This is a genomic window from Streptomyces sp. IMTB 2501 (assembly GCF_001953885.1).
Classification (GTDB): domain Bacteria; phylum Actinomycetota; class Actinomycetes; order Streptomycetales; family Streptomycetaceae; genus Streptomyces.
On sequence record NZ_MQUS01000004.1, the window covers coordinates 310,502 to 324,224 of the forward strand.

Consider the following 13,723-nt stretch of genomic DNA (forward strand, 5'->3'; position numbering starts at 1 on the left):
GCCACACCACCACAAGCCCGTCAAAGCGTCCGACCGCTTCACCGTGCACTCACCCTGCCGCAACGCGCTGGGGCAGTCACTCGACGTCTGTAAATTTCACATGACTTTAGCGCTGTGACTCGAACGCGATCAGGCGTTCGGGAGACGGCGCGAGGCGGCAGGTCAGCGCAGCAGTGCCCCCGCGGTCGCCGGTACGGCGGCGACCGCGTCGGCGGCCGACGACACGACGTCGTGGGCCGCGTGCACCGCCTCGGCCGGCGACACGGGAGCGGCTCGCCGCCGGTCGCGTTCGGCGCTGACCGGAGCGATCCGGGTCTCGTTCGCCGCACCCGATTCACCCGGCTCCCCCGACCCGCCGCCCGCGTCCTCCGGGTTCCCGCCCGACGCGCCTCCGTAAGGCGCGCCCTGGGCATCCCCCTTCGGATCCCCCGGCTGCCGGTCCCTCGGCACCCCGGCCCCGCCCGAAGCACCGTCAGCACCGTCAGCACCGCGGGCGCCCGAAACAGCCGATGCGCCGGGAGCACCCGGACCGCCCGGCTCATCCGGCTCGCCAGGCCCACCCCGCGCCGCATCAGGCCGCCGAACCCCGTCCGCCCCCGCCTCCAGCACCCAGCGCTGCTCCGGCGAGCCGTCGCGTGGCGCCAGCCCGACCCGGACGGACGTACCACCCGAGCCGCAGCCGGAGCTGGAGCAGGCAGCGAGCGCGAGGCCTTCCTGCCCGCGGAGCAGGATCTCGCCCCGCACGGTGAAGTCGTACGTCACCTCCCCGGCATGGACCACACATCCGGCCAGCACGACGGTCCTCGCACCGGGGTCGGAGGCAAGGCACAGGGCCGGATCGGCGGCGCTGCGCAGCAGTCCGTCATCCTGGTACGACCACTGCTGCGTGGCGGCGGACGAGCACGGCGCGAGCCCGACACCCGCGCCGGACTCCACGGCGTCCCCGCGTACGTCCAGACAGCGGCCGGAGCCGAGACCCCGCAGGATGCCGTGGGCGACCTCGACGGGATCGCCGGCCGAGGCGGCGGAGGAGGCGGGGGAGGCGGGCCGGGCATCGGTGCCGCCCGGCCGGGTGGTGCGGCCGGCGGGGGCGCCCCAGGTGGCGCCGGGTACGGGGACACCGTTGTCATCGGACCAGCTTCTGACCACGAGGACGGTGGCGAGCAGCACGAGCGAGGTCAGTCCGACGCCGACAGCCAGAGCGGTGCGGCGGCGGCCGCCGGGCGCGGTGCGGTGTCTGCCGGCGGGCGCCGAAGCCGCCGGGCCGGGCGCTGCCGCGCGGGGCGCCGACGAGTTCGCCAACTCCTCGGCGGTGCCGCGGCCGGGCCGTGAGTCGAGATAGCGGCGGGCTCCCCAGCCGAGCACGGTCTCGGCGAGCAGGAGGCCCAGGCCGTCGTCGAACAGCGCGAAGGTCTCGGCGGCGTGCCGGCAGTACGCACAGACCGTCAGATGCTGCCGCACATCCGGCAGCAGGGCACCGCCACGGCGCATGGGGACGTCCAGGAGCCGGTTGTAGAAACGGCATTCGCTGGACGGCGCGAGTTCCCGGTGCGCACGTACGCAACCCGCCCGGAATTGCTCACGCGCCTGCTCCAGGGCCGCCGACGCGGTGGCCGGGGCGATACCCAGCAGACCGGCGGGTATGTTTATGGGCTCGGCTTCGACCTCGGTGTGCCACAGAAGGCATTGCGAGGCGCCGGGAAGGGCACGGAAAGCGCGTTCGGCGAGTTGGCGCCTTTCCGGCGTTCCAGGATTTGTCGCACTCAGTCCGCGACCACCGGCGGGTCTGCGCAATTCCGGCAGCGCCGCACAGGCCGCGTCGTCCGCCGCCCAGGCGCGGACGGTGTCGCGGACGGCGACGAGCAGTTGGGGACGCAGGGCGCCGCCGATCGCCCCGCCCTCCAGGCGGCCGAGAACCTCGTGGAAGGCGGCGGTGGCCACGAGGTGGGCGGTGGGACCGGCGGAGGCCAGGCAGACGATGGCGTGATCGCGGGCGGCCCGCCAGTGGCGGGCCAGCAGCAGGGCGACGGCGTGATGGCGGGCGTGGCGGGGACCGCCGAGCCCGGCGACGAGATTGCGGTCGGACTCCCCGGGCGAACCGGGCACGGGCGGATATGGCGGGCGTGGGGGGTATGGGGACTGCACGGAACCATTTCCTTTCCAGCCGCAGGACCGCACGTGAAATGCCGTCCTGTCGGAAAGCAGTGCTGATTTGGTGCATACCTGGAGCTGGTACATACCTAAAGGGCCGGCCGGGGCGCTCAACGCCTGCCTTTGCCCTCCCGCGGGAAGGCTCACCTTCGCACACGCGGCTCACAGGAAACAAGAAGTTCGTTTGACCCGACTTCAAAGTCGGCGAATTGCACGACAGTTACCTGCGGTATCACTTCACAGCCGGTTCCCATGCTTCTCCGGGCGTGCTCTCATCCGCGCCCTCCAGCATGGGCCGCATGATCGCCCCCCACTCCTCGGCCACCCCCGCCGCCCGCTCCACGGTCCGCAAGGCGGTCGTACCCGCCGCCGGACTCGGCACCCGGTTCCTGCCCGCAACCAAGGCCACCCCGAAGGAGATGCTGCCGGTCGTCGACAAGCCGGCCATCCAGTACGTGGTCGAGGAGGCGGCCGCGGCCGGTCTGGACGACATCCTGATGGTCACCGGCCGGCACAAGCGCGCCATCGAGGACCACTTCGACAACGCCTTCGAACTGGAGCAGGCGTTGGCGGCCAAGGGCGACACCGTGCGGCTGGACGCGGTGCGCGATCCTGCGCGGCTCGCCGACATCCACCACATCCGCCAGGGCGACCCGCTGGGCCTCGGCCACGCCGTGCTGTGCGCCCGCCACCACGTCGGGAACCAGCCCTTCGCGGTCCTCCTCGGCGACGATCTCATCGATGCGCGCGAGACCTTGCTGAGCCGCATGCTGGAGGTTCGCGACGCCTGCGCGGGCAGCGTGGTGGCGCTGATGGAGGTGGCCCCGGAGCAGATCCACCTCTACGGCTGCGCGGCGGTGGAGCCGACGGACGAGGAGGGTGTCGTACGGGTCACCGGACTGGTGGAGAAGCCCGCGCCCGGGACCGCGCCGAGCCGGTACGCGGTCATCGGCCGCTATGTCCTCGACCCGGCCGTCTTCGACATCCTGGAGCGCACCCCGCCGGGCCGCGGCGGCGAGATCCAGCTGACCGACGCGCTACAGGACCTCGCGGCGGGCGGCACCGTGCGCGGGGTCGTCTTCGACGGGCTGCGGTACGACACCGGGGACAAGGCCGACTATCTGCGTACGGTGGTCGCCCTGGCCTGCGCGCGCCCGGACCTCGGACCCGAATTCACCGGCTGGCTCAAGGAGTTCGTGGCGGGCCTGGAGGACGGCGAAGCCGACGGCCGGGACGGGCGCCGGGCCGCCTGAGGCGACGCACGGACATAGGAAAGGAGCCTCGGGCGGGCATACAAGAGGAACCTCGGCCGGGCCCCTCACCCGTTGCCCTGCCGGACCTGACTGTTGGGACGCGGCGTCCGGACGACGGTCGCCTCGCTCGTCACTGCGCCGTCCACGGTCCGGGGCCGCAGACGAAAGTAGCAGCCATCAAGCGTCCAGCGGTGATCGAACTGTGCGGGCGCGGGGCGGGGTGGCCGTGTCGGGCCTGGCTGATGCCGCTGTTGACCCGCCCCGGTCTCGTCAGTTGCCGGTTGCCGACGACTGCTGCTTGCCCTTCAGGCCCGCTTCACGCTGCGGGCGCCGGGTGAGCACGAGCGGACCTTCCTCGGTGATGGCGACCGTGTGCTCGGAGTGGGCGGTGCGCGAGCCGTCGGCCGAGCGGATCGTCCAGCCGTCGGGGTCGTACACGATCTCGCTCGTGCCGGCGGCGAGCCAGGGTTCGATCGCGATCGTCAGGCCGGGGCGCAGCTTGAAACCGCGGCCCGAGCGGCCGTCGTTGGGGATGTGCGGGTCCTCGTGCATGGTGCGGCCGAGGCCGTGCCCGCCGAACTGGAGGTTGACCGGGTATCCGTACTCCTTGGCGACGGCGCCGATGGCCGCGGAGATGTCGCCCAGTCTGTTGTCTGGCCGGGCCTCCTTGATCGCGGCCTCCAGGGCGACCTCGGTCGCCTCAATCAGCCGCAGGTCCTCCTCGGCCGGCGTGCCGACGATGAGGGAGTAGGCCGAGTCCGCGACCCAGCCGTCGATACCGACGGCGATGTCCATGCTCAGCAGATCCCCGTCGCGCAGCTTGTAGGTGTGCGGCAGTCCGTGCAGCACGGCGTCATTGACCGAGAGGCACACCACGTTGCGGAAGGGACCGCGGCCGAACGAGGGCGAGTAGTCCCAGTAGCAGGATTCCGCGCCGCGCTCCTTGATCCGGCGGCGGGCGTGGTGCTCCAGGTCCATCAGATCGACTCCCACATCGGCGAGTTCGCCCAGCTCGGCGAGCAGCTCACCGAGGAACCGGCCGGTGACACGCATACGTTCGATCTGGTCAGGAGACTTGAGCTCGATCACTTGCGGTCCTCGATTCCTGTGGCATGCGGAGGTATTTTTATACCAGACGGTGGAGTGGTTGCCATCAACAAGGCCTGGCCATAACGTAGTTGCATGGTCCGCCTCCCCCTCGCCCCCGAACAGATCGCCGCAGGTCGACGCCTCGGGGGCGTCCTGCGCAGCGCCCGGGGCGGACGCCGCCTCGTCGAGGTGGCCCTGGCGGCGGGCATCTCGCCGGAGACCCTCCGCAAGATCGAGACCGGCCGACTGCCCACACCCGCGTTCGGCACCGTCGTTCAGCTCAGCGAGGTGCTCGGCATCCCCCTGGCCGAGCTCGCCGACGCCTGGCGCGCCGATCCGGCGCGGGAGGAGTCCGCATTCGGCGCCGATGCGGTCGAGGCCGCGTCGTAGCGCAGGCGACACCGAGGGGCGCCTCACCCGCGCCGCGCCACCGCGGGCCACACGTCCGGCCACCCCGGACCGGATGGTCGGCATGATGCTCCGCACGGGCCCGAACGCGGACATGTCCGGTCCGCGCCGGGGCGACCTCGGTCTGGCCGAGCCGCACACCTGTCCGCACGGCGTGGTGCGCACGGACCACGTGCAGTCACACCGGCGCCACTCTCGGCGCACACCTGGTGCGCACCTGCCGGGAACTCACGCGAACCCCCGGGACCGACCGGGCACCCCCGCCCCACGCAATGCGGCCCCGACCGAGGCAGAACACCAGGTCGGGGCCACAAAGACAGACATCGAGCCGAGCCCACAGGCTCTACGGCATCTCCGACTGCGACTCAGCCGTTCAGTCGCAAGGTCCATACGACCGTCATCTCGCCGGTGACGGCCCCGTCTTCGCGCTGTATGGAGATGCCGACCGGAAACTCCGGCCGCCCGCCCGCGTCAAGCTCGGCAATGACCTCGGCCGCCGGGCGGCCCAGCGTCGCCGTGGCCGTGACCGGCCCCATGGCCAGCTTCTTGTAATCGATCTCGGCCCGCACCGCGAGCGGCACCGCACGCGAAAGCTGATCGCCGAAGGCCGTGAGCACGATGGCCCCGCTGGCGGACTCGGCCAGAGTGAACATGGCGCCGGCGTGGGGGCCGCCGATGTGGTTGTGGTAGTCCGGCTGGTCCGGCAGCCGCAGCACGGCACGCTCCGGGGTGACCTCGACGAACTCCAGGTTCAACGTACGCACCATCGGAACCGCGGCGGCCAGCATCTCGCCCATCGAGGCGCTTTCAACTGTCATGAGCCAGATGTTACCGGCGGGTAGCGTTGCTGACCAGCCCCTGGCGCCCCACCCTCTCGGCCGGCATCTCGGCCACGAGCCGCCGCTCATCCCGCTTCGCTACCACCCTGACGAGGGCCGGTGACCGAATCGTGTCCCTGACAGCACTAGGGTTACAGGCCATGTGGCCAGATCAGCAGCCGCCAGGGGGCGCGCCAAACCCGCAGAACAACCCGCAGGGCAACCCGCAGGGCAACCCGCAGGGCAACCCGCAGCACAATCCGTATCAGCAGCCGGGTTACCAACAGTCGGGTTACCAGCAGCCGGGCAACCAGCAGCAGAACCCGTACCAGCAGCCCGGGTACCAGCAGTATCCGCAGGCCGGGCAGTACGGCCAGCAGCCGCAGTGGGGGCAGCAGCAGCAGCCCACCGTGCCCGTCCCACAGGCCCCGCAGGGCGGCGGCCGCACCAAGCTGATCGCGATCGTCGCGGCCGCCGCGGTCGTGGTCGCCGCCGGAGTGACCGGCTATCTCGTCCTCGGCAAGAAGGGCGACAAGAACGACCAGGCCGACGGCGGCAAGGGCGGGCAGCACGCGAGCCAGTCGCCCGCCACCCAGCCCACGCCCACCTCGTCGGTGACCGACGATCCGCGCGGCACCCAGTCGGAGAAGCCGACCGTCCCCGGCTGGAAGGTCGTGGTGAATCCCCGGTGGGGCGTCGCGTACGACGTGCCTGCGGACTGGCAGATCCAGTCCCCGGGCCTCGACATCGGCTTCGACCTCCCGAAGACGAAGACCGGGAAGGCCGACAACATCATCCAGTCGGGCACCGCCGAGGACCAGCCGAAGTGGTGCACCTCCGACGACGACAAGGACGGCCGCACCGAAGACACGCCCCTGGCCGTCGTGGGTTCCAAGGGCGCGAGCGGCGCCAAGAGCACGGACGAGATCGCGATCAACACGCCGGCCTGGTGGGTCTACGGCGGCTACACCCAGCCCGACAAGAAGAGCATCACCTTCGACAAGAAGGCCACCCCCTTCAAGACCAATTCGGGCATCCAGGGCAGCTACGGGTGGGCCCAGTCGGCCCACACGCCCCAGAAGGGCAAGTGCGTCAGCGACGGCCAGGCGCTCACCTTCGGCTTCCAGAACTCGGTCCACGACTATGTGTCGTTCAACTTCTACGGGGCCAAGGGCGTGAAGGGCGAGGTGCCCAAGGCGACCGTCATGAAGATCCTCAGCACGGTCCGGCTGCACGGGGACCCCACGAACCAGTGAGCCCGCGGGCCGGTCGGAGAAACGCCCGGTACGGCCGGTCGGCAAGGCGGGCGTTCGCCGGAGAAACCCTTTGCCCGGGCGGCGCGCGCGAGCGATAGTCGCCCGGTGAACCCAGCGTCCGTCCCGCACGGCCCGCGCAGACCCACCTGGGCGGGCCGCAACTACTCCCTGCTGACCACCGCGGGCGTCGTGACCAGCCTGGGTGCGAACGGCTCCCTCGTGGCGGCCGCGTTCGCGGTGCTGGACGCGGGCGGCGACGGCGGGGACGTGGGACTCGTCGCCGCCGCGCGCACCCTGCCGCTAGTGGTGTTCCTGCTCATCGGCGGCGCCCTCGCGGACCGGCTGCCCCGGGACCGCGTGATGGTCGCCGCCAACGCCCTCAACTGCCTCTCGCAGGGCACCTTCGCCGTGCTCGTGCTGGCCGGCGAGCCCCGGCTGTGGCAGATGATGCTGCTCTCGGCGCTGGGCGGGACCGGTCAGGCGTTCTTCGGCCCGGCGGCCGAGGGCATGCTGATGTCCTCCGTGGAGGGCGAGCAGGCGGGGCGGGCGTTCGCCGTCTTCCGCATGGCCGTGCAGGGAGCGGCCCTGGGCGGCGCGGCACTCGGCGGCGCCCTGATCGCCGCCGTCGGCCCGGGCTGGGTCCTCGCACTCGACGCGGCCGCATTCGCCCTCGCCGGCGCTCTGCGTTCCTTCCTCGACGTCAGCCACATTCCGCCGCGCGCACCCGGCGAGGGCATGCCGGCCGATCTCCGCGACGGCTGGCGGGAGTTCATCGGCCGTCCCTGGCTGTGGGGCATCGTCGTACAGTTCTCGATCACCAACGCGGTGGTCGGCGCGGCCGAAGCGGTCTACGGCCCGCTCGTCGCCCGCGACAGCCTGGGCGGCGCGGGACCGTGGGGCCTGGCACTGGCCGCGTTCGGCGCGGGCACGGTGACCGGCGCCCTGCTCATGACCCGCTGGAAACCCCGCCGCCTGCTCCTCGCCGGCACGCTCTGCGTCTTCCCGGCGGCCCTGCCCTCCGTCGCCCTGGCCGTGCCGATGCCGGCGGGCGTGCTGTACGGGGTGATGTTCGCGGCCGGTACGACGGTGGAGGTGTTCGGCGTGTCCTGGATGACCGCGCTGTACCAGGAGATCCCCGAGGAGAAGCTCTCCCGGGTCTCGGCGTACGACTGGTTCGGCTCGGTCGCGCTCACTCCCCTGGCCACGGCACTGGCCGGGCCCGCCGAGGCGACTTTCGGCCGGGCGGCCGCGCTGTGGGGCTGCGCCGGCCTGGTCGTGCTGGTCACCGCGCTGGTGCTCCTGGTCCCGGACGTCCGCACCCTGCCCCGCCGCACCCAGCCGGTCGCCGCCTCCGGGACCGCGTCAGCCGATGCCGAACGCCCCGTCGGGGGGCTCGGGTGACGGCACGGCGTCGGCGTCCTCCACGGGTCGCGCGCCGGCGATGAACTTCCGTACTGCCGCCCCGTGTTCGACCCGCGCCGGAAACGCGTCCGCCGCGGCGCGACGGGCCAGCGCGGCGGTGTCGAGAGACCGGTGCGAGGCGACGAGCACCGCGTTCCCGAACCGCCGGCCGCGCAGCACACCCGGCTCGGCGATCAGCACCAGCTCCGCGAAGTACTCGGCGAGCGTGGCCAGTTGGGAGCGCAGAAAGCCGAACGGCGCCGCGTCGGCGAGGTTGGCCAGATAGACCCCGCCGGGCCGCAGTACGCGCTCGGCCTCGCGGGCGTAGGCGAGCGTGGTCAGATGCGCCGGCACCCGGGACCCGCCGAACACGTCCGCGATCACTACGTCGGCCGAGTCGTCCGGCGCGGCCTCCAGCCAGGCCCGGGCATCGGCGGCGTGCAGCGCGACACCCGAGCCCGCCGGCAGCGGCAGATGCTCGACCACCAGCTCCAGCAGCCCGGCGTCGGCCTCGACGACATCCTGCCGCGAGCCGGGCCGGGTGGCCGCCACATAGCGCGGCAGCGTCAGCGCCCCTCCCCCGAGGTGCACCACATCCAGCGCCCGCCCGGCCTCGGCCACGACATCCAGCACATACCCGAGCCGCCGCGCGTACTCGAACTCCAGATACGCCGGCTCGTCCAGATCCACATACGACTGCGGCGCCCCGTCGACCGTGAGCAGCCAGGCTCGCTCCCGATCCACATCGGGCATCAGCTTGGCGGTCCCATGGTCGGTGGTGCGGATGACAGGTCTGGCTTCGCTCACGGCACCATTGTCACCGGGGCTCGGCGAACACCGGATGCCGGGGCCTGCCGGAGGGGCGTGGGGCTGCATCGTTGTGCGGCTTCCGCCGCGTGGGCGCGACCAGCCACGACGCGCCCGCAGACCCCCACGCACCTCAGCCCCTACGAACCGACGGAAACCACGGTTCCCGCACCCACGGTCCGCCCGCCCTCACGGATGGCGAACCCCAGACCGGGCTCCAACGGGACCTCCCGTCCCAGCTCGACACTCATCTCCACGGTCTCTCCGGGCCGGGCCACACCCACCGAACCGAGGTCGACGTCCCCCACCACATCCGCCGTACGGATGTAGAACTGCGGCCGATACCCGGTCGCGACCGGTGTCGTACGACCACCCTCCCGCGCGGAGAGCACGTACACCTGCGCGGTGAACCGCCGACGCGGCACCACGCTGCCGGGCGCGGCCACGACATGCCCGCGGCGGACCGCGTCCCTCGGTACGCCCCGCAGCAGCAGCGCCACGTTGTCCCCGGCCTGCGCCTCCTCCATCGGCTTGCCGAAGGTCTCGACGCCGGTGACGACCGTCGCGACCCCCGCGCCGAGCACCTCGACCCGGTCGCCGACCCGAACCGTGCCACGCTCGACGGCCCCGGTGACGACGGTCCCCCGCCCGGTGATGGTGAGCACGTTCTCGACGGGCAACAGGAACGGCGCGTCCAGGTACCGCTCGGGCATCGGCACATATGTGTCCACCGCGTCGAGCAGTGCCTCGATGGACGCCGTCCAGCGCGGGTCGCCCGCCAGCGCCCTGAGGCCCGAGACCCGTACGACCGGTACGGAGTCGCCGGGGTAGCCCTGGGCGGTGAGCAGGTCGCGGACCTCCAGCTCGACGAGGTCGATGAGTTCCTCGTCGTCCGTGCCGTCGGCCTTGTTGAGCGCGACGACGATGTGGTCGACGCCCACCTGCCGGGCGAGCAGCACGTGTTCGGCGGTCTGCGGCATGATCCCGTCGAGCGCGGAGACGACGAGGATCGCCCCATCCAGCTGCGCGGCTCCGGTGACCATGTTCTTGACGTAGTCGGCGTGGCCCGGCATGTCCACGTGGGCGTAGTGCCGGGTGTCGGTCTCGTACTCGACGTGCGCGATGTTGATGGTGATGCCGCGGGCGGCCTCCTCCGGGGCCCGGTCGATGCGGTCGAACGGCACGAAGGTGCCGGTGCCGCGCTCGGCGAGGACCTTGGTGATGGCGGCGGTCAGGGTGGTCTTGCCGTGGTCGACGTGACCCATGGTGCCGATGTTCAGGTGCGGCTTGGTGCGCACGTAGGCCGTTTTGGACATGGCTGTACCTCGAAGCCTCTCAGCCGTGGAAGGAAACGCGGGACCCCGAGGACTGGCCGACCCTCCCCCTGCGGGGTCCGCCGGACGTTCCGGAGAGGGTCAGCTTCGGGCGCCGTCGACGGCGGCCACGAGGAGCGGGACGGCAGCCTTCGGCGCATCCGCGACGGCGGATGCTGCGAGGAGGAAGGCGTACCGGAACATGCCGTCGATCATCACCCAGGGCATGTCCGGCGTCGAATGATTTTTCGCGGTACGCGAGTTGGGCCGCGGTAGGCGACCGGGGCCGGATTCAGGCGCCGATGTTCTTCAGCGCCTCCCGCACGGTCAGCGGGGCGAACCGGCCCCGCTCCCGCGCCAGGAAGGCCCGTACGGCCTCGGGGTCGGTCTTCGCGTACTCGCGCAGCGCCCAGCCGATCGCCTTGCGGATGAAGAAGTCGGGGTGCCCGGACTGGAGCAGGCAGTAGGCGAACAGCCGCTCGGGGTCGGTGTGTTCCTTGTACGGCAGCTGATGGAGCAGGGCCGTGCGAGCCACCCACAGGTTTCCGTCGCCGATCCAGGAGTCCATGTCGGCGGTGAGCCCGGGGTCGGCGGCGACCAGGCGGCCGACCACGTGCGCGGCGAGCAGATCGACGGTGTCCCACCAGGGGACGGTCGTCACGAGGTGCCGGGCCACCGGCAGGAAGCCGGAGGAGCAGCGGGCCGCGTGCCTGCGCAGAAGGTCCACCGCGAAGTAGTGGTACTCACGCTCGGGCAGCGCCCAGCAGCGCAGCGCGATCGCGGTGCAGTCGGCCTCGTCGGGGCGGGGTGTGCCCGCGAGGACGGTGCGGGACAGGGCGCGGCGCTGCGGGGTGGGAATGCCGAGGAAGGGCGCCACGTCCTTCATGTACGCCCGCATCGCACCGGCCCGCCCGGGGTCGGCGGCGGGTGGGAACACGGCCGTCAGCCGTTCCAGCACGGTGTCGGCGAGCGCACTGCGCGGCACGTCCGGCGGGGTCGCGCCGGGGACGGTCATGGGACGAACCATGACGTCGAATATACGTTCGCAAACCGGGTGCCCGCCACGGCGCGCCACCACCGCCCGACGGGGCTTGCAACCCCTTCCGTACGGGCGTTCCCTGGAAGTACCGGCGGTGATGCGGGCGCATGGGGCCACGGCACAGTCCGAGGGCCCGCGCCTTCGCGTGCGTCCCCTCCGCAGCGGCCCCTCCGTGCCGCCGTCGTCCAACGCTGGACACGGAGGTGACACAGGTGAAAGCCGTTGTCTACGAAGAGCCTTTCAGTGTGGTCGTGAAGGATGTCCAGGATCCTCGGATCCAGCACCCCAACGACGTGCTCGTACGCGTCACGTCGACCGCCATATGCGGCTCGGACCTGCACATGTACGAGGGCCGCACCGCGGCCGAGTCGGGCATCGTCTTCGGACACGAGAACCTCGGCATCGTCGAGGAGGTCGGCAGCGGCGTGACCTCCTTGGCCAAGGGTGACCGCGTCGTGATGCCTTTCAACGTGGCCTGCGGATTCTGCAAGAACTGCCTCGCGGAAAAGACCGGGTTCTGTCTGACGGTCAATCCCGGATTCGCCGGCGGGGCCTACGGCTATGTGGCGATGGGCCCGTACACGGGCGGCCAGGCCGAGCTGCTGCGGGTGCCGTTCGCCGACTTCAACTGCTTGAAGCTGCCTGCGACCGACTTCGAGACCGACTTCGTGCTGCTGGCCGACATCTTCCCGACGGGCTACCACGGGTGCGAACTCGCCCAGGTGTCCCCCGGTGAGAGCGTGGCCGTCTACGGCGCCGGCCCGGTGGGTCTGATGGCCGCCTACTCCGCGCTGCTGCGCGGTGCCGCGAAGGTCTTCTCCGTCGACCGGGTGCCCGAGCGGCTCGCCAAGGCCGCGGAGATCGGAGCCATCCCGATCGACTTCACCAAGGGCGACCCCGCGGCGCAGATCAAGGAACAGACCGGAGGTGAGGGCACCGACAAGGGCGTCGACGCGGTCGGCTACCAGGCCCAGGCGCACGACGCCAGCCACGAGGAACCCGCCATCGTCCTCAACGAACTGGTCGAGACGGTACGGCCGACGGGCATGCTGGGCGTACCGGGTCTGTACGTGCCCTCTGACCCGGGCGGTCCCGACGAGCACGCCAAGCACGGCCAACTGCTGGTCTCCATCGGCCGGATGTTCGAGAAGGGCCAGCAGATGGGCACAGGTCAGTGCAACGTCAAGCGGTACAACCGCCAGCTGCGCGACCTGATCATCGCCGGGCGGGCCAAGCCCAGTTTCGTGGTCTCCCACGAGCTGCCGCTGGACCAGGCACCGCTGGCGTACGAGAAGTTCGACAAGCGGATCGAGGGCTACACCAAGGTCGTCCTGCACCCCGGGCACGCGCTCGCCGCGTGACGTGACACCCTTGGCGGCGATCACCGGTGTGCGTGGGTTAGTGTCACCGGATGCTCGATGCCACCACCCGCTCTGGGGGCACCGTCACGGCCTCTCCCCGGGTCGCCGCCACGGAGTGCGCCGTACCCGCGTCACCCCTGTCCGGCGCGGGGTTCGCCGCCCGCTGCACGCGCGCGGTGCGGTCCCCCTACGCCCGGCTCTCGCTGCTGCTCGCCCTGCTGGCCGGTGCCGCCGCGGGCGTGCTGGTCTTCGAGCCGCAGCGGCTGCTGACCCACGGCTGGCCGCCGCAGCTCGGCGGGGCCGCGGCGGCCGTGGTGTTCGCGGTGGCGTACGGGCTGTGCACGGTGGCGTTCGTGCCGCGGCCCCTGCTCAACCTGGCCGCGGGCGCGCTGTTCGGCTCGCAGGTGGGGCTCGCGGCCTCGCTGGCGGGCACGGTGCTCGGGGCGGGCGTGGCGTTCGGGCTCGGCCGGGTGCTCGGGCAGGACGCGCTGCGCCCGCTGCTGCGGGGCCGCTGGCTGAAGGCGGCCGACGGGCAGCTGAGCCGGCACGGGTTCCGGTCCATGCTGGCGGCCCGGCTCTTTCCCGGCGTGCCGTTCTGGGCGGCGAACTACTGCGCGGCCGTGTCCCGGATGCGCTGGTGGCCGTTCCTGCTGGCCACGGCCGTGGGGTCGGTGCCGAACACCGCGGCCTACGCGGTCGCCGGCGCCCGCGCCTCGGCGCCGACGTCCCCTGCCTTCCTGATCGCGATGGCCGGCATCGCCGTACCGGCGCTGCTGGGCTCGGTGGTGGCCTGGCGCAAGCGGCACCACCTGCGCGGCCGGTAGCAA

At 71.8% G+C, this 13,723-nt stretch carries 13 protein-coding genes; 6 read left to right on the forward strand and 7 right to left on the reverse strand.

Annotation, left to right across the window (positions count from 1 at the left end; genetic code table 11):
• Nucleotides 1-162: 162 nt before the first annotated feature.
• The gene (locus AV521_RS46470) at nt 163-2,106 is read right to left on the reverse strand and encodes an RICIN domain-containing protein (RefSeq protein WP_256725487.1); all 1,944 of its coding nucleotides are present in this window, start codon (nt 2,104-2,106) and stop codon (nt 163-165) included.
• Nucleotides 2,107-2,450: 344 nt separating this feature from the next.
• Between AV521_RS46470 and galU the strand changes: the two genes are divergently transcribed.
• Nucleotides 2,451-3,404: a UTP--glucose-1-phosphate uridylyltransferase GalU gene (galU, locus tag AV521_RS09900; protein ID WP_076086482.1), complete on the forward strand. Its 954-nt coding sequence runs from the start codon at nt 2,451-2,453 to the stop codon at nt 3,402-3,404.
• A gap of 270 nt (nt 3,405-3,674) precedes the next feature.
• Here the strand turns inward: galU and map are convergent, their stop codons facing one another.
• A complete protein-coding gene (gene map, locus AV521_RS09905) occupies nt 3,675-4,493 on the reverse strand; it encodes a type I methionyl aminopeptidase (protein WP_076086485.1) in 819 nt (272 codons plus the stop codon).
• 93 nt (nt 4,494-4,586) lie between these two features.
• Between map and AV521_RS09910 the strand changes: the two genes are divergently transcribed.
• On the forward strand, nt 4,587-4,883 hold the full coding sequence (locus AV521_RS09910; protein WP_076086488.1) for a helix-turn-helix domain-containing protein: 297 nt from the start codon (nt 4,587-4,589) through the stop codon (nt 4,881-4,883).
• 383 nt (nt 4,884-5,266) lie between these two features.
• On the opposite strand, the gene AV521_RS09915 is transcribed toward AV521_RS09910, so the two are convergent.
• Nucleotides 5,267-5,698 carry a DUF4442 domain-containing protein gene (locus AV521_RS09915; protein ID WP_371917012.1) on the reverse strand — a complete coding sequence of 144 codons (432 nt, stop codon included), beginning with the start codon at nt 5,696-5,698 and terminating at the stop codon, nt 5,267-5,269.
• A 182-nt stretch (nt 5,699-5,880) separates the two neighbouring features.
• On the opposite strand from AV521_RS09915, the gene AV521_RS09920 reads away from it, so the two are divergent.
• Nucleotides 5,881-6,975, forward strand: coding sequence for a hypothetical protein (locus AV521_RS09920; protein ID WP_076086493.1), 1,095 nt, complete (start codon nt 5,881-5,883; stop codon nt 6,973-6,975).
• A gap of 105 nt (nt 6,976-7,080) precedes the next feature.
• On the forward strand, nt 7,081-8,376 hold the full coding sequence (locus AV521_RS09925; protein ID WP_076086496.1) for an MFS transporter: 1,296 nt from the start codon (nt 7,081-7,083) through the stop codon (nt 8,374-8,376).
• Here AV521_RS09925 and AV521_RS09930 read toward each other — a convergent pair.
• The 4 genes from AV521_RS09930 to AV521_RS09940 form a co-directional block, all read right to left on the reverse strand.
• The gene (locus tag AV521_RS09930) at nt 8,338-9,183 is read right to left on the reverse strand and encodes a spermidine synthase (protein ID WP_076086499.1); all 846 of its coding nucleotides are present in this window, start codon (nt 9,181-9,183) and stop codon (nt 8,338-8,340) included. The two genes, AV521_RS09925 and AV521_RS09930, sit on opposite strands and share 39 nt — an antisense overlap.
• A 140-nt stretch (nt 9,184-9,323) precedes the next feature.
• A complete protein-coding gene (gene tuf / locus AV521_RS09935; protein WP_076086502.1) occupies nt 9,324-10,499 on the reverse strand; it encodes an elongation factor Tu in 1,176 nt (391 codons plus the stop codon).
• A 99-nt stretch (nt 10,500-10,598) separates the two neighbouring features.
• Complete coding sequence (locus tag AV521_RS50655; protein WP_256725495.1) at nt 10,599-10,724, reverse strand: hypothetical protein; 126 nt, start codon at nt 10,722-10,724, stop codon at nt 10,599-10,601.
• A 64-nt stretch (nt 10,725-10,788) separates the two neighbouring features.
• Nucleotides 10,789-11,511 (reverse strand): DNA alkylation repair protein, encoded by a 723-nt coding sequence (locus tag AV521_RS09940; protein ID WP_076086505.1) that lies wholly within the window; start codon nt 11,509-11,511, stop codon nt 10,789-10,791.
• Nucleotides 11,512-11,747: 236 nt separating this feature from the next.
• Here AV521_RS09940 and AV521_RS09945 point away from each other — a divergent pair, with 236 nt between their 5' ends.
• On the forward strand, nt 11,748-12,896 hold the full coding sequence (locus AV521_RS09945) for a glutathione-independent formaldehyde dehydrogenase (protein ID WP_076086508.1): 1,149 nt from the start codon (nt 11,748-11,750) through the stop codon (nt 12,894-12,896).
• A gap of 50 nt (nt 12,897-12,946) precedes the next feature.
• Nucleotides 12,947-13,720 carry a TVP38/TMEM64 family protein gene (locus AV521_RS09950; RefSeq protein WP_076086511.1) on the forward strand — a complete coding sequence of 258 codons (774 nt, stop codon included), beginning with the start codon at nt 12,947-12,949 and terminating at the stop codon, nt 13,718-13,720.
• Nucleotides 13,721-13,723 lie beyond the last annotated feature (3 nt).

Coding starts and splice junctions, on each gene's coding strand:
- galU (WP_076086482.1), top strand. CDS start 2,451: ATGATCGCCCCCCACTCCTCGGCCACCCCCGCCGCCCGCTCCACGGTC.
- AV521_RS09910 (WP_076086488.1), top strand. CDS start 4,587: ATGGTCCGCCTCCCCCTCGCCCCCGAACAGATCGCCGCAGGTCGACGC.
- AV521_RS09915 (WP_371917012.1), bottom strand. CDS start 5,698: ATGGGCGAGATGCTGGCCGCCGCGGTTCCGATGGTGCGTACGTTGAAC.
- AV521_RS09920 (WP_076086493.1), top strand. CDS start 5,881: ATGTGGCCAGATCAGCAGCCGCCAGGGGGCGCGCCAAACCCGCAGAAC.
- tuf (WP_076086502.1), bottom strand. CDS start 10,499: ATGTCCAAAACGGCCTACGTGCGCACCAAGCCGCACCTGAACATCGGC.
- AV521_RS50655 (WP_256725495.1), bottom strand. CDS start 10,724: ATGCCCTGGGTGATGATCGACGGCATGTTCCGGTACGCCTTCCTCCTC.
- AV521_RS09940 (WP_076086505.1), bottom strand. CDS start 11,511: ATGACCGTCCCCGGCGCGACCCCGCCGGACGTGCCGCGCAGTGCGCTC.
- AV521_RS09950 (WP_076086511.1), top strand. CDS start 12,947: ATGCTCGATGCCACCACCCGCTCTGGGGGCACCGTCACGGCCTCTCCC.